Source organism: Rhizobium oryzicola, assembly GCF_030504645.1.
Lineage (GTDB): Bacteria > Pseudomonadota > Alphaproteobacteria > Rhizobiales > Rhizobiaceae > Neorhizobium > Neorhizobium oryzicola.
Map to the genome: position 1 here is coordinate 1 of NZ_JAUKWQ010000014.1, position 17,983 is coordinate 17,983.

General features: G+C 59.9%; 16 protein-coding genes. 5 read left to right on the forward strand and 11 right to left on the reverse strand.

Annotated elements, in window-relative coordinates; genetic code table 11:
* Nucleotides 1-278: 278 nt before the first annotated feature.
* From Q2T52_RS24490 to Q2T52_RS24510, 5 genes are all read right to left on the reverse strand, one after another.
* Nucleotides 279-1,406: an ABC transporter ATP-binding protein gene (locus Q2T52_RS24490; RefSeq protein WP_302079549.1), complete on the reverse strand. Its 1,128-nt coding sequence runs from the start codon at nt 1,404-1,406 to the stop codon at nt 279-281.
* A gap of 90 nt (nt 1,407-1,496) precedes the next feature.
* Complete coding sequence (locus tag Q2T52_RS24495; RefSeq protein WP_302079550.1) at nt 1,497-2,732, reverse strand: ABC transporter substrate-binding protein; 1,236 nt, start codon at nt 2,730-2,732, stop codon at nt 1,497-1,499.
* A gap of 21 nt (nt 2,733-2,753) precedes the next feature.
* Nucleotides 2,754-3,614 carry a carbohydrate ABC transporter permease gene (locus Q2T52_RS24500; protein ID WP_302079551.1) on the reverse strand — a complete coding sequence of 287 codons (861 nt, stop codon included), beginning with the start codon at nt 3,612-3,614 and terminating at the stop codon, nt 2,754-2,756.
* An 11-nt stretch (nt 3,615-3,625) separates the two neighbouring features.
* Nucleotides 3,626-4,510, reverse strand: a complete 885-nt coding sequence (locus Q2T52_RS24505) for a carbohydrate ABC transporter permease (protein WP_302079552.1) — start codon at nt 4,508-4,510, stop codon at nt 3,626-3,628.
* Between the two features lie 12 nt (nt 4,511-4,522).
* Nucleotides 4,523-5,704 carry a Gfo/Idh/MocA family protein gene (locus Q2T52_RS24510; RefSeq protein ID WP_302079553.1) on the reverse strand — a complete coding sequence of 394 codons (1,182 nt, stop codon included), beginning with the start codon at nt 5,702-5,704 and terminating at the stop codon, nt 4,523-4,525.
* A gap of 500 nt (nt 5,705-6,204) precedes the next feature.
* Between Q2T52_RS24510 and Q2T52_RS24515 the strand changes: the two genes are divergently transcribed.
* From Q2T52_RS24515 to Q2T52_RS24530, 4 genes are read left to right on the forward strand one after another with little or no spacing between them, the layout of a single operon-like run.
* Nucleotides 6,205-6,954 (forward strand): GntR family transcriptional regulator, encoded by a 750-nt coding sequence (locus Q2T52_RS24515; RefSeq protein ID WP_302079554.1) that lies wholly within the window; start codon nt 6,205-6,207, stop codon nt 6,952-6,954.
* Nucleotides 6,955-6,984: 30 nt separating this feature from the next.
* Nucleotides 6,985-8,007 (forward strand): SIS domain-containing protein, encoded by a 1,023-nt coding sequence (locus Q2T52_RS24520; RefSeq protein ID WP_302079555.1) that lies wholly within the window; start codon nt 6,985-6,987, stop codon nt 8,005-8,007.
* Complete coding sequence (gene nagA / locus Q2T52_RS24525; RefSeq protein WP_302079556.1) at nt 8,004-9,182, forward strand: N-acetylglucosamine-6-phosphate deacetylase; 1,179 nt, start codon at nt 8,004-8,006, stop codon at nt 9,180-9,182. The genes Q2T52_RS24520 and nagA overlap by 4 nt, the downstream gene beginning before the upstream one ends.
* Nucleotides 9,179-10,090 carry an ROK family protein gene (locus Q2T52_RS24530; RefSeq protein ID WP_302079557.1) on the forward strand — a complete coding sequence of 304 codons (912 nt, stop codon included), beginning with the start codon at nt 9,179-9,181 and terminating at the stop codon, nt 10,088-10,090. The genes nagA and Q2T52_RS24530 overlap by 4 nt, the downstream gene beginning before the upstream one ends.
* Before the next feature lie 18 nt (nt 10,091-10,108).
* Here the strand turns inward: Q2T52_RS24530 and iolB are convergent, their stop codons facing one another.
* From iolB to Q2T52_RS24560, 6 genes are all read right to left on the reverse strand, one after another.
* Nucleotides 10,109-10,918: a 5-deoxy-glucuronate isomerase gene (gene iolB / locus Q2T52_RS24535; RefSeq protein ID WP_302079558.1), complete on the reverse strand. Its 810-nt coding sequence runs from the start codon at nt 10,916-10,918 to the stop codon at nt 10,109-10,111.
* A complete protein-coding gene (locus Q2T52_RS24540; protein WP_302079559.1) occupies nt 10,915-11,163 on the reverse strand; it encodes a hypothetical protein in 249 nt (82 codons plus the stop codon). The genes iolB and Q2T52_RS24540 overlap by 4 nt, the downstream gene beginning before the upstream one ends.
* 22 nt (nt 11,164-11,185) lie before the next feature.
* Complete coding sequence (gene iolE, locus Q2T52_RS24545) at nt 11,186-12,079, reverse strand: myo-inosose-2 dehydratase (protein WP_302079560.1); 894 nt, start codon at nt 12,077-12,079, stop codon at nt 11,186-11,188.
* Nucleotide 12,080: 1 nt separating this feature from the next.
* On the reverse strand, nt 12,081-13,901 hold the full coding sequence (gene iolD, locus Q2T52_RS24550) for a 3D-(3,5/4)-trihydroxycyclohexane-1,2-dione acylhydrolase (decyclizing) (protein WP_302079561.1): 1,821 nt from the start codon (nt 13,899-13,901) through the stop codon (nt 12,081-12,083).
* On the reverse strand, nt 13,898-15,820 hold the full coding sequence (locus Q2T52_RS24555) for a bifunctional 5-dehydro-2-deoxygluconokinase/5-dehydro-2-deoxyphosphogluconate aldolase (RefSeq protein ID WP_302079562.1): 1,923 nt from the start codon (nt 15,818-15,820) through the stop codon (nt 13,898-13,900). The genes iolD and Q2T52_RS24555 overlap by 4 nt, the downstream gene beginning before the upstream one ends.
* A gap of 118 nt (nt 15,821-15,938) precedes the next feature.
* Entirely contained in the window at nt 15,939-16,754 is an 816-nt protein-coding gene (locus Q2T52_RS24560; protein ID WP_302079563.1) for a MurR/RpiR family transcriptional regulator, read from the reverse strand.
* Nucleotides 16,755-16,872: 118 nt separating this feature from the next.
* On the opposite strand from Q2T52_RS24560, the gene iolG reads away from it, so the two are divergent.
* Nucleotides 16,873-17,862, forward strand: a complete 990-nt coding sequence (iolG, locus tag Q2T52_RS24565) for an inositol 2-dehydrogenase (RefSeq protein ID WP_302079564.1) — start codon at nt 16,873-16,875, stop codon at nt 17,860-17,862.
* Nucleotides 17,863-17,983: the final 121 nt, after the last annotated feature.

The window sequence follows — 17,983 nt, forward strand, 5'->3', positions numbered from 1 at the left end:
CCGAGACACGAAGGGCATATCCCTTGATACGGTCGAGTGGCGCGGCGCTGATATCGGTGCAAAAGCGCCCGTCCCTTCGGGTTTCCGATTGGCGGACGCCCGATGGCGAACCGGTCTCGCCCGATGCGGGAGCATCGAACTTCACCCGTTTCACCACCGGATCGTGCGCGCCAATCGAGAAACAGAATTGACCCGGAGTTTACCGGAAATGCTCTAGAACCCACCGCATAAAAAAGCGGGCGCATTTGCGCGCCCGCAACGGTTGGGGGTGTAGCCTGTCAGGCGGCCGAAACGACCGACGGCATATCCTGGATCCGCCAATCCATTCGCCTCTCGAAGGCAATGCCTTCAGCATCGAAGAGATGGCAGTCTGCGGCGCGGATACCCGTTGCGATACGCTGTTCGACGCGAACAGGTGCGGAGCCGGAGAGGAGCGCGCAATAGGGTTCACCATCTGGCAGATTGGCATAAGCCACCGTGTTGACGCCGAGGCGCTCGATCACCGCCGGTTCAACATGGATGGTGAGATCACTTTCCCCGAGCAGCAGATGTTCCGGACGGATGCCGAGAGTGAGGGATTTGCCGGCCATATCGGCGCGCGGCTCAACAGGCAGCACGATGGTTTGTCCGTCATAGGAAACTGTAACACCTTCAGGTCCGACGCTCGTGCAAGTCACCGGAATGAAGTTCATCTTGGGATTGCCTATGAAGCCCGCGACAAACAAGTTCTGCGGCTTGTGGTAAAGCTCCAGCGGCGCGCCCACCTGTGCGATGCTGCCCGCGTTCAGAACGACGATCCGGTCCGCCATCGTCATCGCCTCGACCTGGTCGTGCGTGACGTAGATCATCGTGGCTTTGAGATCACGGTGCAGTTTGGAAAGCTCGATGCGCATATCGGCGCGCAGCGCAGCATCCAGGTTCGAAAGTGGCTCGTCGAACAGGAAAATCTTCGGTTCGCGCACGATGGCACGGCCGATCGCGACACGCTGGCGCTGACCGCCGGACAACATGCCCGGACGCTGCTGAAGCCGCTTGTCGAGTTGCAGGATCCTGGCGACCCCTTCCACCTTCTCGCGGATCTGTGCCTCCGGCATCTTCTCGACGCGCAGGGGAAAGGCGATGTTCTCGAAAACCGTCATATGCGGGTAGAGCGCGTAGGACTGGAAGACCATGGCAATGCCACGCTGGACGGGCGGCTTGTCATTCACACGGTCGCCGTCGATGAGAATGTCGCCGTCGCTGACGGAATCCAGCCCGGCAATCATACGCAAAAGCGTGGATTTGCCGCAGCCGGATGGGCCGACAAAGACGATGAACTCGCCATTGCCCACGTCGAGCTGGATGCGCTTCAGCACCTCGAAATCGCCGTAGAATTTCTGAACGTCTTTAAGAGAGAGCTGTCCCAAGGGGGTCTCCGTTCGCCGGAACGAGCGGCTTAAAATCATGGTCGGAAAAGGGGATCGCGGCGCAACACCGCGATCCCGGCGAATGGAGGCTTACTTGTACTGGTCGAGATCAGCAGCAGCCTTCTTCAGTGCTGCAGCCGGTTCAGCCTTGCCGGTCACGACCGACTGAACCATTTCGATCACGGTGTTCTGGAAGCCCTTGTAGTCCTTGAACAGCGGCTCCGGACCACCATAGGTGATGCCTTCGATCAGCGGCTTCCAGAACGGATCGGCCTTGACGAATTCATCAACCTTCGGCGATGGACGCAGAGGAGTCAGGCCTGCATCGCCCTGCAGTTCGTACTCGCCCTGCGGACCCGGCGAAGTGATGTACTTGGCGAATTCGATGGCCTTCTGTTCAACGCCTGAACCCTTGAAAATGGCCAGCGAGTCGGTGATCAGCAGCGTGCCCGGGCCCTTCGCGGACGGACCGAGTGGCAGGGTTGCGATACCCCAGTTGATGCTGGTCTTCTTCAGGCGGGACGCCGCACCGGAACCAGCCTGGATCATGCCGACCTTGCCGTCGAGGAAGATGGCGCGAATTTCGTTCTGCTCGTAAGCCGTTGCGCCTTCAACGGAGTAAGGCGTGATGTCCTTGTAGGCCTGCAGCGCTGCCAGCACTTCCGGGCTATTGGCGACAACCTTGTCGCCGTCGATCATCTTGCCGTTGTTGGTGTACACCCAGTGCATGAACTGGTGCATGGTGTTGTCAAAGGTCTTGGCCGGCAGGCCGTAACCGGCAATGCCCGTCTTTTCCTTGATCTGCTTGGCGAAGGCGATTTCTTCAGCCCAGGTCTTCGGCGGGGTTTCCGGGTCAAGGCCAGCCTTCTTGAACAGGTCCTTGTTCCAATAGAGAGCCTTGGTGGAGAAAGCGATCGGTACGCCCCACTGGGTGCCGTCGAAAGTAACGGTATCGACGATGTGCGGATAGTAGCTCTTCTTCTCCTCATCCGTCATCGGGACCTTGACGATCATGTCGTTCTCGGCGAACTCCTTGAGAGTACGAGAGCCGACATAGGCCATGGCAACCGGTGTGCCGGCAGCAGCCAGCGTCGTTGCCTTGTCCTGGCACTGCGCCCAGCCCACGACTTCCGGCTTGACCTTCCAGCCGGCATTCTTGCCTTCCCATTCCTTGATGTATTTTTCGTGGATCGGGTCGATCTTGTCGCCGCAATAGATCCAGGAGATTTCCTTGTCGGCGGCATGTGCCGCCATTGCGCTCAGCATTGTAGTGCCGGCCAGCGCTACGGCATAGATCCCAGTCTTGATCGAGATAGTCACGGTCATGCTCCCATTCTCTGTGGTTGTTTATTGTTTCACCGCGCCTGCGGTCAGTCCGCTGACGAGATAGCGTTGCAGGAAGAAGATCACGATCATGGCGGGCGCGATGCCGACAAAGCTCGCAGCCATCAGCTCATTCCAGATCACTTCCTGTCGGCCGAAATAGGCAAACAGCCCAACCGGCAATGGCATGTATTCGCTCTTGGAATTGAAGGTCAGCGCAAAGATGAACTGCTGCGCATAGGACCCGATAAAGGTGGTGATCGCGACAACCGTAATGCCCGGCATGGCGATCGGCAGGATCACCCGGCGCAGCGTGTAGAAGTGGCTGGCGCCATCCACGTATGCCGCCTCATCCAGTTCCTTCGGTATGCGCATCATATAGGTGCGCAGCAGCCAGATGGCAGACGGGATCAGGAATGCAACGCCCGGGACGATCATGGCGAGATAGGTATTCAGCACGCCAAAGGTGCGCATGAGCCGGAATAGAGGGATCAGCAGCACAGCGCCCGAGAACATGTTGACAGCCAGAAAGGCGCCCAGCAGCGGGCCGCGCCCGCGAAACTCGAAGCGCGCAAATGCGTAGGCTGCCGGCACCACCAGAACCAGAACAATGCAGGTGACGATACCAGAGATGAAGAAGGAATTGAAGATGTACCAGCCAAATCCCGGCACGCTCACCCACATGGTGCGATAAGCCTCGAACGAACCGTTTTCCGGCCAGAATCGATAGGGCGATGAAAACAACTGGCTCAGCGGCTTCAGGGAAACCAGAAAACCTTCCACGAAGGGCGACAGGACGAAAGTCAGGAACACGGCAATGCCGCAATAGATCCCGACGATCTCGTACCACTTGTAGCGATTGATCAGGATGGGTGGTTCCTTCATCGCAGATCCCCTTACTTCTTGTCGCCGGCCGAAAGCCGGCTGGTGACGCGGAAATAGCAGATGCAAAAGATCGACAGGAAAATGCAGATCAGCACCGCGCGGGCCGCGCCCTCACCATACTTCTTCGAGCCAATCGCGGTGCGATAGGTATCGATGATCATGGTCGTGGTTTCGCCGTTCGGTCCGCCTTGCGTCAAAATCCAGATGATGTCGAAGGAGTTGAATGTGGCGATCAACGACAGCATCGACATGGTGATCATCGACGGCAGCAGCAGCGGGAGGGTGATGCGGCGCCAGCGATAGAAACGGCCTGCCCCATCCGTCCAGGCGGCTTCGTAAAGATCCTGGGGGATCGCCTGCATGGCGGCCAACATATAGAGCGTGACCATGGGAACGCCGATCCAGACGTCGGTAATGACGGTGGCCCAGAAGGCGGTGGAGCCCTGCGCAAGGAAGGCCACCGGTCCAGACACAAGCCCGACCCGCTGCAATAGCCCGGAGATCATGCCGAACTGGCCATTATACATCCAGCCCCACATGAAGATGCCAATCGCCATCGGCACGATCCATGGCGGCATCGTCAGCACGCGAAACAGTGCTCGGCCTGGCACGGCAGAGTTCAGCATAGTCGCGCCAAACGTGCCGATGATCATCTTGATAGACACAGAAAAGAAGGTCCACACGAAGGTGCGGATGATGACCTCGGCAAAGGTCGAATTGAAAATCTTCTCGTAGTTTACCCAGCCCACCCATTCCGTTGTGCGCTTCAGCGACGCGTCGGTGAAGGACAGGATAAACGTATCGACCAGCGGATAGGCGACGATGATCGTCACATAAAGAAGTGCGGGCGCCAGAAGCAGCCAGGCAAAAAGAACGGCGCTGCGTTGTGCATGCATCCTCGCCTCCCTTTAAGCGGATTTCGCCTGGGCGAGATTTTCCTTGCCGTGCAGGCAGGCATCATATTGAGCCCAGACCGGCGCAAGGTCCACGACCTTTCGATCGATGCGGGCCTGATCCATGGCAAGAGCGAGAATGCCGGCCTCGATGGCGTCAAGAGCCGAAACAGGCTGCTTCGCGCCTGTTTGAACGAAAGCCAGCACGTCTTCCGCCATCTGCTCGTCGGCACCATAGTGCTGCGATTTTTCCGAAGGCGCTTTGTAGGTGTTGGCAATGACCTTCTCATTGGTACGGGCGTTGTGCACGTCGAGGAAGCCGCGCACGAAATCGCCTTCCGCCATGCCCTTCGAACCGATCACGCAGAAGCGGCGGAACTGGTCAGGCACGTTGAGATTGGTGTGGAAGGTCATCGACACGCCGTTCTCGTATTCGATGATCGCCGTCTGGTAATCGATGATATCGGCATCGCTATCGAAGACCTTATCAGCCCCCATCCAGCCGCTCGGCTTGCGGTGGTAAAGCTCGAGATCATTGATGCCTTCATTCTCCGGCGCATTGGTCGGAACGAAACTCTTGCGACCGCCAAAGCTCGCAACGAAGCGCGGGCGAGCGCCAACGACACCATTGTAAAGGTCGAGGTCGTGGCAGCATTTTTCCAGCATGAAGCCGCCGGCATAGCGGCCGTAGCGGCGCCAGTCGCGCATGAAGAACGCGCCGTGATAAGGCTCGATATGCTCGGATGCTTCAATGGAAACGACCTCGCCAAGGCTCCCCTCTTCCTGGGCCCTGCGCAGGTCGCGGTAGAGCGGCGAATAGCGAAGCACGAGCCCGACCAGCAGCCTCTCATGCCCATATTTGTTCAGGAGGCGCGCAAGCTCCAGGCTTTCCTCGATCGAGATAACGATCGGCTTTTCGGTGAAGACAGTGAGGCCGGCTTCCAGACCAATGCGGATATGTTCGAGGTGAAGATGATTGGGGGAGCCGATCATCAGAAGATCGAAGCTTTCGCCGGCAATCAGTTCCTGAGGCGTAGCGTAGGCCTTACCTGCGGAAATGCCTGCTTCAGTCAGACCTTTCAGTCCTGCGGGGGCAGGATCGACATAGCCAACGATCTCGAAGGAAGGATCAATCTCACTGAAGACGCGGCCGAGATACCCGAGACGAAATCCAAGCCCGATAATGGCGACCTTCATGGCGGTCACGCTCCCCTTTTCGTAATTTATTTTCACAGCCTGCGGCAATTCCGCGAGACCGTCAACATGAAATCGGAAAATTCCCGAGATCATGAAAACCATTTTCACAAACACAAAAGGCGAGCATGAGAACCGGCGCGAATCCACGCCACCACTTCTGCACTCCGCTGTTCCACCGAGCAGCATCTGCTGGCCCCTTGCGGTGACCGCCATCTGCTTCATTATCTTTTATTAACAAACCATACCAAAAAAATGCCAATCGTCTACTGCTTTATCCAATTTTTTCCTCATCTCCCGTCGGACGCGCGAATTTGTTTTGATTTCCTCCTCCGACGAAGGCGAATGCTAACAACGGGTAAAACCATTTGCGGTTTTGGCATTGCGTTGGTATTGTTATGGTCTTGGAACCGGAGGGAACGGCGCATGGCGGGACGGCATCCTGCAGATGTCCGATCGGCAAATAGCACCCAGGCATGCGAATGCATGAAGGGTGCATGCCCATGACCACTGCCCTGCCCCTGTCCGATCTCCAGAATACCAGTGGCGGTCCGCTGTACATGAAGCTGAAGCGAATGATTGAGGAGGCCGTATCGACCGGCCGCCTGCAGCATGGCGATGCCCTGCCTGCGGAACGCGACATTGCCGATGCCGCCGACATCAGCCGCGTGACCGTGCGCAAGGCCATCGATGAACTGGTCGATCAAGGCCTTTTGGTCCGCCGCCGTGGATCTGGCACCTTCGTGGTGAAGCCGGTTCCGCGCATGCAGCAGCCGCTGACACGGCTGACCTCCTTTTCGGAAGACATGCGCCGCCGCGGTATGGTTCCGGGTTCTCGCTGGCTAACCCGTGGACTCTATCACCCGACGCCCGAGGAAACGATGGCACTGGGCCTGAGCGGCAGCGCGCTGGTTGCGCGGATCGCGCGTCTTCGAACAGCCAATGACATGCCCATCGCCCTGGAGCAGACGAGCCTGCCGGACGATATTCTGCCAAATCCTGATATCGTTGAGAACTCGCTCTATCAGGTCCTCTCACAACGGGACATACGCCCGGTACGGGCCAACCAGCGCATTTCCGCGGCGCTGCTGCGGGATGAGGAAACCGAATTGCTGGGCGTACCCTTTGGCTCGGCCGCACTGCGCGTGCAGCGTATCGCCTATCTCTCCACGGGTCGGGTCATGGAAGTCTCGACCGCTCTTTATCGCAGCGACGCCTATGACCTCGTTGCGGAACTGACCATCGGCTCCTGAAGCCGCCTTAAATTAGGAAAGACATTGCCCATGACATCGATGATGCGACAAGAGATCAACGAGATCCCGCAGGCGGCTGCCCGTCTTCTGGCGGATTCCAACGGGGCGATCGCAGAGGCCGGACGTCGCCTGCGCGAACGAGATCCCGCTGTCGTCGCCACCATCGGCCGCGGTTCTTCCGATCACGCAGCCTATTTCATGAAATACGCCATTGAGCTGGAACTTGGCATTCCGGTTGCTTCGCTTGGCCCATCGCTGAGCTCCATCTACGAAGTGCCGCTGAAGCTTGAACGTGGCGCTGCAATCGCGATCTCACAATCCGGCGCAAGCCCGGATATCGTATCGTTGGCGCGCACAACCAAAACCGGCGGCGCTCTTGTGGTCGCGTTGGTCAACACACTGCCTTCTCCGCTTGCCGAGATGGCCGCCATGTCGGTCGATATCCTGGCCGGCAAGGAAATCGCCGTTGCGGCGACAAAATCCTTCACAAACTCGATCGTTGCCGGCCTGGCCGTGCTTGCCGCCTGGAGCGACAAGCCGGAGCTTCGTCGTGCGCTTGCCGCCCTGCCGGAGCAACTCGACAGGGCTCTCAGCCTGGATTGGAGCGACTTGGTCGAACCGTTGCGTCACTCCGAATCGCTCTACATGCTGGGTCGCGGCCCGACACTGGCGATTGCCTCGGAAGCAGCGCTGAAGTGCAAGGAAACCTGCGAGCTGCATGCCGAAGCCTATTCCTCGGCCGAAGTACTACACGGGCCGGTGTCGCTTGTGGCGGCAAACTTCCCCATCATCGCTTTTGCGGCGCGCGACAAGGCGGAGACTTCCATTGCAAGCACAGCCAGCGGGCTGGTCGCCAAGAATGCAGCTGTCTATCTGACATCAGCCAAGGGTGAGGGCCCGCATCACCTGCCCTTCATCGAAACAGGGCATCCGCTCACCGATGCGCTTGCGCTGATCGTGCCCTATTATGGCATGGTGGAAGCCCTGTCGCGCGCCCGCGGCTTCAACCCGGACAAGCCGGCGGCGCTGAAGAAGGTCACTGAAACGCAATGAGTGAAACTTTTGCCGTCATCGGCGGCCGAATCTTCAACGGCGAAAGCTTCGCAGACGGCGAAGCCCTGCTGATCCGTGACGGAAAGATCGAGGCTGTTGTCCCGCAGGCATCGCTGCCCGCTGATATCAGCCGCATCGATGCGCATGGCGCCTTGGTCGCACCGGGCTTCATCGATCTGCAGGTCAATGGCGGCGGCGGCGTGCTGCTGAACAACGACCCAAGCGTGCAAGGCATAGCCACGATCTGCGCTGCCCACGCGCGATTCGGGACCACAGCGTTGCTGCCGACCCTGATTACCGACAGGCCTGATATCCGCAACCGGACTGTCGCTGCCGCACAACAGGCGTTTCAGCACAACGTGCCCGGCTTCCTCGGTCTCCATCTGGAAGGCCCACATCTCTCCCTAGCCCGCAAGGGCACGCATGACCCGGCTTTAATCCGTCCTATGACGGACGACGATCTGGATTATCTCGTGAGCGAGGCCCAAGGGTTCGGCCTGAAGCTCATCACCATCGCGCCGGAAAATGTCACGGAAGCGCAAGTGGCTGCCCTCATCAAGGCCGGTTATGTGGTGAGTCTCGGCCATACGGATGTCGGCGCTGAAACTGCCGGTCGCTACTTCCAGGCTGGCGCCAGCATGGTGACGCACCTGTTCAACGCCATGAGCCAGCTCGGCAATCGCGAGCCCGGCGTGGTGGGTGCCGCACTGGACACGGCCACCGTTTCCTGCGGATTGATCGCGGATGGTTTCCACGTCGATCCCATCTCCATGCACGTGGCACTCCGGGCCAAGCGTGGACCGGGCCGGATCTTTCTGGTGACGGATGCCATGTCGACCATCGGTACCGATGACACCGGCTTCGAGTTGAATGGAAGGCAGGTCTATCGCCGCGAGGGACGCCTGACGCTGGCGGACGGAACGCTGGCGGGTGCCGATATCGACATGCTGTCCTGCGTGCGTTTCATCCACGAACGGTTAGAATATTCGCTGCCGGAAGCGATCTCCATGGCAACGTCCGCCCCCGCCGAGGCCATCGGTGCGACAAGCAAGGGAAGCCTCGTCGCCGGAAAGGATGCGGACTTCATCCTTCTGTCGGATGATCTCCAGCTGCTGTCGACCTGGATCGGCGGCACCTGCGTCTATGATGCCGCAGGCGGGGGAGCACAAGCATGATCGTATGCTTCGATATCGGGGGGACGGCCATCAAGGGTGCGGTCGCTTATTCCGCCAATGACATCCGGCCCTTTCCGCGCCAGCCGACGCCCATCGATGACTTCGACGCCTTCGTTGCCGTGCTGCAAAGCGTGATCGATCAATCGGGTGGCAGACCGGATTGCGTGGCGCTTTCCATCGCGGGCGTCATCGATCCAGATACGCGCCGCGCCGTGGTCGCCAATGTGCCCTGTATCCATGGGCGCCGGCTGCAACAGGATCTGGAAGCCGCTCTTGGCCTTCCGGTTCTGGTGGCCAATGATGCCGATTGCTTCGTGCTGGCGGAAGCCGGCATAGGGGCCGGTCGCGGACACCGTGTCGTCTTCGGCGTCATTCTCGGCACCGGCGTCGGCGGAGGGCTTGTCATCGACGGGCATCTGATCAATGCGGAAGGCGGCTTTGCCGGTGAATGGGGTCATGGCCCGGTGGCTGCCACGGAAGCGGGCAATCCGCCCGTGCATCTGCCCCGCTTCGCCTGCGGTTGCGGTCAGATCGGCTGCGTCGATGCCATTTGCAGCGCGCGGGGCATGGAAAAGCTTCACCACCATCTGCATGGCGAGACGCTGACCAGCGAAGAGATCGTCAAGGCCTGGGGCGAACGCGATCCGCTCGCATCCCGCACCATCAATGTCTATGTGGACCTTTTAGCCTCGCCCCTGGCGCTCGTCGCCAATGTCACCGGCTGCACGATCATGCCGACCGGCGGCGGGCTGTCCAATTCGGCCGAACTGCTGGCAGAGATCGATCATGCCTTGCGGGCCCGCATCCTGCGCAAGTTCAATCGCCCGCTTCTGGTGAAGGCCGAGTGCGAGATCGAGCCGGGCCTGATCGGCGCGGCCCTGCTGGGATTGAGCTACCGGGCGGCATGACCGCCCGGGTCTACGATCTCAGGGATTATCGCGCTTGAAAATCCAGTCGTGGTCGGGATGGTTCTTGAAGCGCCACTTGCGCATCGGGCCTGCCATGACGTTGAGATAATACATCTCGTAGCCGTAAGGCGAACCGCAGGGATGATGCCCCTTTGGCACCAGCACCACATCGCCGTCGGACACCGACATGGTTTCATCCAGCGATCCGTCTTCGGTAAAGACGCGCTGGATGCCGAACCCTTGAGCCGGGTTCAGGCGATGATAATAGGTCTCTTCCAGATAGGTCATATCGGGATAATTGTCCTCGTCATGCCGGTGCGGCGGGTAGGACGACCAGTGGCCCGAAGGTGTGAAGACTTCCGTCACCAACAGGCTGTCGGCCACATCGCGCTCTTCCATGGCGATCGGGAAGATGTAGCGCGTATTGGTGCCCTTGCCGCGTTCGGCCAGCGAAATACCGTTGGGACCGATCACCTGCGCCTCGCGACCGGGCTTGGCCGGCGCCGTGCAGATGGCAAGCGTCACATCGGTCGTCGCAACCGCCGACCAGTCGCTACCGGCGGGGATGTAAACGCAATGCGGCGGCTTGCGCTCGAAAACATTCATGCGGTCGCCAAGTTCGCCGAAGCTTTTTCCGCCGCCAGAAATCTCGGCCTTGCCTTCGACCAGAACCAGGATCACTTCCGTCTCGCCGGTCGCTTCCGCCGCCGTTTCACCTGGCTTCAGATTATAAAGCCCGAAGCCGACATAACCCCAATTGGCGCTTTCCGGGGTGATGTCATGCACCTTGCCGCTTTTGCCCGTCGGCTTGCGCAAGAGATTGGTCATTCCGCGTCTCCTTCCCGCGAGGCGACGGAAGCCTGCTGTTTGGCGGCCTCCGCCTCTGCGATCGAACGATCATAGATGATAAGCAGTTCATAGGCCGCATAGGCAGCAGCGCCCAGGAACATGATGGCCCAACCCCAAGACCCGTTCAGCACCTCCACACCGCCCCAAAGGGCTGGCAGCACGGCGGTGAGAACACGCCGCCATAGCGGCTTGAAGAACGGATGCGTGGGGTCGAGCAGCTTCAACAGATTTTCCTTCGGGATGAGGTCAGATCAGGCCCGCATCCTTGGCGAAGCCCTTTAGCGATTTCAAGCCGAGGCTCTGATATTCGAAGGGATTGCGCACATCCGGATCCTGTTCCGCTTCGATGACGATCCAACCCTCATAGCCGTGTTCAGCAGCAATTTTCAGAACCGGCGGGAAGTTGACGCCACCTTCGGCATCGCCCGGAACGGTGAACACGCCACGGCGCACGCCTTCCAGGAAGGAGAGCTTTTCTTTGCGAACCTGTTCTGCAATGACCGGACGCACGTTCTTGGCGTGGATATGGCCGACGCGGTGCATGTATTTCTTGGCGACCGCCTCCGGGTTGCCGCCGCCGAAATAGCAATGGCCGGTATCGAGCAGCAGCTTGGCGTGCGGGCCGGTGTGCTGCATGAGCTTGTCGATTTCCTCTTCGCTCTCAACCACCGTGCCCATGTGGTGGTGGTAGACAAGCGAGATGCCCTGAGACGCCGAGAACTCGGCCAGCGCCTCTACGCCTGCGCCGAACTTGGCCCAATCGGCTTCCGCAAGCTTCGGGCGATCGGCAAGCGCCGTATCATCAGCGCCGTGGATGGCGTTCGAGGTTTCGCAAACGATGATGACTTTGCAGCCCATGGCCTTCAGTACATCGAGGAACGGCTGCATGGCAGCCTTTTCCTCTTCAATCGTGTTGGTCAACAGGTTCAACGAATGCCAGCCGGACACGAATTTCAGGCCGCGCGGCTCCAGAACGGATTTCAGGCCAGCCGGATCGGTCGGCAGCTTGTGGCCCTTCTCGATGCCATCGAACCCGATCTTCGCGGTTTCATCCAGGCACTGCTCGAGGCTGATATGGGCGCCGAGCGAACGGTCGTCGTCATTGGACCAGGCAATCGGGTTTGTACCGAAGAGGATCATCTTAAATTCTTTCCTTCAGGGCAGCTTCATATGCGGCGCGCGCCGTGTTGACTTGCTTACGGGCCGAGACCTCGGGCACGGCGACATCCCACCAATGGCCACCGCCATCCGGCGTCGGATAGGGGTCCGTATCGATGACGATGACCGTCGTCTGCGTTGCATCCCGAGCAACAGCCAAGGCGGCCTCTAGCTCGGTGACAGACGATACCTTGGTGGACTTCGCCCCCATGGCCGCCGCATGCGCGGCGAAGTCGATGGCAATCGGGCTGACATTCGAATGGGCGTAGAGATTGTTGAACTCCGCGCCGCCGGTGCCCATCTGCAACCGGTTGATGCAGCCATAGCCCCTGTTATCGGTGATCACGACGGTGATCTTCACGCCCATGCCGACTGCGGTCGCCAGCTCCGAGTTCATCATCATGTAGGAGCCGTCGCCGACCATGACGATGACATCGCGTTCCGGCTCCGCCATCTTGATGCCAAGGCCGCCAGCGATCTCATAACCCATGCAGGAGAAACCGTATTCCATGTGATAGGACAGCGGCAGCTTTGCCTTCCACAACTGGTGAAGCTCGCCCGGCATGGTGCCCGCCGCGCACATGACGACAGTGTTATCCCGCGAGGCACGCTGAACCGCACCGATAACCTGCATATCTGTCGGAAGCGTGTTGGCTTCCTTGGGCGCTGCGGTAACGGCATCTGCCTTGGCAAACCAGCTGGCTTTGAGGCCTGCATCGGGGGCATCAAAGCGATGATCACCGAGAGCCGCCGAAATCTTTTCCAGCCCCACCTTGGCGTCGGCCACGAGCGGAATCGCATCATGCTTGGCGCTGTCGTAAGGCTGCACGTTGAGCGCCAGGATTTTGCGGTTAGGGTTTTTGAACAAAGCCCAGGACCCGGTCGTGAAATCCTGAAAGCGCGTGCCGACGCCAATCACCAGATCAGCCTTTTCCGAGACGATGTTCGCGCTTTCGCAACCGGTGACGCCCACGGGGCCGAAGTTCAGCCCATGGTCCCAGGCAAGAGCCGACTTACCCGCCTGCGTTTCGACAACCGGTATCTGGTGCTTCTCGACGAAGCTCTTCAGCGTTTCCGTTGCACCAGAGAAATGCACGCCGCCGCCAGCGACGATGACCGGGTTCTTGGCAGCCTTGATGGCAGCGATCGCGGCTCCCAGCTCCACCACGTCAGGCTCCGGACGGCGGAAGCGCCAGGTCTTCTTCGCAAAGAAGCTTTCCGGGTAATCGTAAGCCTCGGCTTGCACATCCTGGCAGAAGGCGAGCGTCACAGGGCCGCAATCGGCCGGATCCGTCAGGGTGCGGAAGGCACGCGGCAGCGCCGTCAAAAGCTGTTCGGGCCGCTCGATCCGGTCGAAATAGCGGCTGACCGGCTTGAAGCAGTCATTGGCGGATACCGTGCCGTCCTCGAAATCCTCGATCTGCTGAAGAACGGGATCGGGACCACGATTGGCAAACACATCGCCGGGAATGAAGAGAACCGGCAGACGGTTGACATGCGCGAGTGCGGCCGCCGTCACCATGTTCAGCGCACCGGGACCAATGGAGGAGGTGACCGCCATCGCCCGGCGACGGCCAAGCTGCTTGGCGTAAGCAATCGCCGCATGCGCCATCGACTGTTCGTTCTGGCCGCGATAGGTCGGCAGCTCCTCGCGGATGCCATAGAGGGCCTCGCCGATACCGGCGACATTGCCGTGACCAAAAATGGCCCAGACGCCGGCGATGTAGGGAACGCCATCCTCGTTCAGCTGATTGGCGAGATAGCGCACCAGCGCCTGCGCCGCCGTCAAACGGATCGTTTTCATGCCTTTCCTCCCTTAACGGCCTTTGCGCGCGCTCCATCCCAGATCGCGCACAGGCTCTTGTATCGGGCCACCATATCCTCCACGGCGGCCTCATCCGTGATCTGACCGGCCAGCCACTTGCGGGCCGCATCGCCGAAGATGGTGCGGCCAACGGCAAAGCCCTTGACCAGATCGAAGCCTGCAGCCAGCGCAAAACTTTCCTCAAGCTCCGCCTGCGGCGCATCCAGACCCAATACCACGATACCGCGCGTACGTGTATCGTGGCGTTCTACCGCAGCACAGGCATTGGCCCAGGCGGCGTGAGACTTCATCGGCTCCAGCTTCCACCAATCCGGATAAACGCCGATCTCATAGAAGCGATCAATGATCTTGGCGGTCGTCTCATCATCCACAGCGCCGACCTTGGACGGAATGACTTCCAGCAGGAATTCCAGACGGTTGCGGCGGGAGGCCTCGAACAGGCGCTTCACCGTTTCTTCCTGTTTCTCCTTCACCTCCGCGGTATCATCGGGATGATAGAAGCAGAGAACCTTGACGACATGCTCGGCAGCCCATTCGCCCAGGCCACCGGAATCGAGGCCGAGTTCCGGCTCCAGCGTCAGCGGACGCGAGCCCGGCCACTCCGCGGGACGGCCGATCCAGAGGCCCGTACCGGCCGCGGCATAAAGTGCTTCCTTGCCGAGCCGGCCATCGCAGAGGATGCCATAACCGCCCCGCCCGCCAGCGACAGTCGTCGCGGCCTGGAGGCAGAGCTTCTTGAAGGCACCGATGCGGTCCACCGGCACGCCGGCCTCTTCGGCCATGGCTTCCAGCTGCATGCGGTGATCGAAGGCGAAAACGCGCATCGTCGACCAGTCACCCTTTCGGTTGGTCGACCAGTGAACCTGTTCGAGCGCCGCATCCTTGCGCAGCGCCTTGTTCTTGATGCCGGTTGCAAAGAAATATTGCAGCTCTTCCCAGCTTGGGTAAGCAGGCGTGCAGCCATGGCGGGACACGGCGAAGGCGCCGCAGGCATTGGCATATTTCAGGGCCGTCGGCCAGTTCTCGCCCGTCAGCCAACCCTTCAGCAGACCGGCCATGAAGCCATCGCCCGCTCCCAGTACGTTGAAGACTTCGATCGGGAAACCGGGGCCGGTCTGACCCTTGTCCAGACTATCCGGGATCTCGCCCTCAAAGACAGCCGCGCCCATGGGGCCGCGCTTGCAAACCAGCGCCGCCCTGGAGACCTTACGCACAGCGCGCAGCGCCTCCAGCGTATCGGTCGAGCCACCGGCAATGTGGAACTCTTCTTCCGTGCCGACGATGAGGTCGAACAGATGCAGCGTGCTTTGCAGCTTGGCGGTGACCTTGGCCGATTCCACGAAACGGCTTTCGCCATCGCCATGACCGGCGACGCCCCAGAGGTTCGGGCGGTAATCGATGTCGAGCGCGGTCTTGGCACCATTCTCGCGCGCCAGCCTGAGCGCCTTCATCACTGCCGCCTCCGTGCGCGTGTGCGACAGATGCGTGCCTGTCACCGTGACGCAGCGGGATTCCGCGATGAACGCCGGATCGATATCGTCTTCGCACAGCGCCATGTCGGCGCAGTTTTCGCGGTAGAAGATCAGCGGGAACTGGTTTTCGTCGCGAATGCCGAGCAGCACCAGCGCCGTCAGCCGTTCAGGGTCAGTGACCACACCGCGCACATCCACGCCCTCGCGCACCAGCTGTTCGCGAATAAAGCGGCCCATATGTTCGTTACCGACGCGCGTGATGACTGCGCTCTTAAGGCCCAGACGCGCTGCACCCGCGGCGATATTGGTCGGAGAGCCGCCAATGTACTTGTTGAAGGAGGACATATCCTCAAGCCGGCCACCCACCTGGGCGCCATAGAGGTCTACGGACGAACGTCCGATCGTAATCACGTCGAGTGGCTTCAATAGGCCCTCCCTTAGGCCGAGAATGGCAGATGGCGCTTGACGCGCAGGTTCGGCGTCTCCCACGCCGATTTCATTTTTGGACTATAAATTCTATTTTTGATGCTTTCAACACGAATATTCAAACTTTCCGCCGCGCACCGACCGCAGCGGACAAAGCGATGGCAACGCAGAGCGTGGCAGAAAGCGAACGGAATGCGCCGAAATCCACCTCAGACACGGTGAGAATGGTCGCTCCCATCTTGCGAAGCGGATTGACTGCCGTATCGGTCAGTGCCACGACGGCCACGCCGCGCGCCCGAACGGACTCGACGAGATCAAGCGTTTCTGCAGAATAGGGCGAGAAGGTAATCGCCAGCAGCGCGTCACTCGGACGAATCGCGGCGGAGCTATCCAGCCGCCCCGCTACACTGTGCAGCATGGCGGGCACCTGCATTTTCTCCAGCGCGTAGGCAATGTAACTCGCCACCGGGAAGGAGCGGCGTAGACCGATGATGTGGACGAGGTTCGCTGATGCCAGCAGGTCCACGGCCTCCTCAAGAGATTGAGGATCAACGGATTTCAGCAGATTTTCGAGTGATGAGCGTCCTGCCTCCACGAATTCCGCCAGAAGGCGCGGGCCGCTATGCTCCCCCATTTCGCGCAGGTGGTCGAGGCGGGTCGAATAATCCGGCCAGCCACCCACATAGTTCTCGCGAAACAGGCGCTGCATTTCCGAATAGCCGGAAAAACCCATGATCTGGCAGAAGCGCATGAATGCGGATGGCTGCACCCCTGCGGCCTCTGCCATTTCAGCGACAGTGGAGACGGCGATGCGATCGGTATTGGCTGCCACATAATCCGCACACTGCTTCAAACGTTTAGGCAGGGACGCCGCCACCTCCAGCAATTTCTCCTCGAACTCCCGCACTGTCGCGGGCGCCGCTGCATGCGTCATGCAATCGTCCTTTTTCTGCGCTTGACATGAATATGGCTACACACTAGCAAAATGGAACAGATATTCCAAATGCGTTTGGAACAAAAATTCCATCGACAGTTTCACTGGAGGAGAACCCATGGTGACGAAATTGGCCCTGCTCGGTGCAGGACGTATCGGCAAGGTGCATGCAAAGGCCATCGCTTCCGACCCGCGTGCAAAGCTGGTGGCCGTGGTGGATGCGATGGAAGCCGCTGCAAAGGCGATCGCTGACGAAGCAGGTTGCGAGGTCAGCACCATCGAGGCCGTTCTGGCCAACAAGGATGTCGACGCTGTTATCATCTGCACGCCGACCAACACCCATGCGGACCTGATCGAAAAGTTTGCCCGCGCCGGCAAGGCAATCTTCTGCGAAAAGCCGATCGATCTGGATGTTGCACGTGCCCAGGCCTGCATCGATGTGGTGAAGGAAACCGGCGCCAAGGTCATGCTCGGCTTTAACCGTCGCTTCGACCCGCATTTCCAGGCCGTCCGCAAGGAAATCGACAAGGGCACCATCGGCAAGGTCGAGATGGTGACGATCACCAGCCGCGATCCGGGCGCCCCGCCGGTGGAGTACATCAAGGTCTCCGGCGGCATCTTCCGCGACATGACGATCCACGATCTAGACATGGCGCGCTTCCTGCTGGGCGAAGAGATCAAGTCCGTCTTCGCAACGGGTGCCGTGCTGGTTGACCCGAAGATCGGCGAAGCCGGCGATTATGACTCGGCAAGCCTGATCCTCACCACGGCCAGCGGTCGCCAGGCGGTGATCTCTAACTCCCGCCGCGCGACCTATGGCTATGACCAGCGCATCGAAGTGCATGGCTCGCTGGGTTCGGTTGCCGCCGAAAACCAGCGCCCGGTGTCGATCGAAGTTGCCAACAAGGATGGCTACACCCGCCCGCCGCTGCATGATTTCTTCATGACGCGCTACACGGAAGCTTATGCGGCTGAAATCAAGGCCTTCATCGACACCGTTGAAAAGGGCGCTGCCGCTTCGCCGTCCGCTGAAGATGGCCTGATTGCCCTGAAGCTCGCCGATGCGGCGCTGAAGTCTGCCAAGACGGGCGCTGCCGTCAGCCTTTAAGGCCTACTGTTGCTTGAGAGCGTGACGCCAAAGGGCGCCTTGAAAGTCGGGACAACCAGCTTCAAGGGCGCCCTTTGTCTTTCTTTTCTATTTGCATTTCTTGCAACTTGAATGACTCTGG

Bases quoted from the DNA above. Each gene is read 5' to 3' on its own strand.
- Q2T52_RS24495 (WP_302079550.1), bottom strand. From the start codon at position 2,732: ATGACCGTGACTATCTCGATCAAGACTGGGATCTATGCCGTAGCGCTG.
- Q2T52_RS24500 (WP_302079551.1), bottom strand. From the start codon at position 3,614: ATGAAGGAACCACCCATCCTGATCAATCGCTACAAGTGGTACGAGATC.
- Q2T52_RS24505 (WP_302079552.1), bottom strand. From the start codon at position 4,510: ATGCATGCACAACGCAGCGCCGTTCTTTTTGCCTGGCTGCTTCTGGCG.
- Q2T52_RS24510 (WP_302079553.1), bottom strand. From the start codon at position 5,704: ATGAAGGTCGCCATTATCGGGCTTGGATTTCGTCTCGGGTATCTCGGC.
- Q2T52_RS24515 (WP_302079554.1), top strand. From the start codon at position 6,205: ATGACCACTGCCCTGCCCCTGTCCGATCTCCAGAATACCAGTGGCGGT.
- Q2T52_RS24520 (WP_302079555.1), top strand. From the start codon at position 6,985: ATGACATCGATGATGCGACAAGAGATCAACGAGATCCCGCAGGCGGCT.
- nagA (WP_302079556.1), top strand. From the start codon at position 8,004: ATGAGTGAAACTTTTGCCGTCATCGGCGGCCGAATCTTCAACGGCGAA.
- Q2T52_RS24530 (WP_302079557.1), top strand. From the start codon at position 9,179: ATGATCGTATGCTTCGATATCGGGGGGACGGCCATCAAGGGTGCGGTC.
- iolB (WP_302079558.1), bottom strand. From the start codon at position 10,918: ATGACCAATCTCTTGCGCAAGCCGACGGGCAAAAGCGGCAAGGTGCAT.
- iolE (WP_302079560.1), bottom strand. From the start codon at position 12,079: ATGATCCTCTTCGGTACAAACCCGATTGCCTGGTCCAATGACGACGAC.
- iolD (WP_302079561.1), bottom strand. From the start codon at position 13,901: ATGAAAACGATCCGTTTGACGGCGGCGCAGGCGCTGGTGCGCTATCTC.
- Q2T52_RS24560 (WP_302079563.1), bottom strand. From the start codon at position 16,754: ATGACGCATGCAGCGGCGCCCGCGACAGTGCGGGAGTTCGAGGAGAAA.
- iolG (WP_302079564.1), top strand. From the start codon at position 16,873: ATGGTGACGAAATTGGCCCTGCTCGGTGCAGGACGTATCGGCAAGGTG.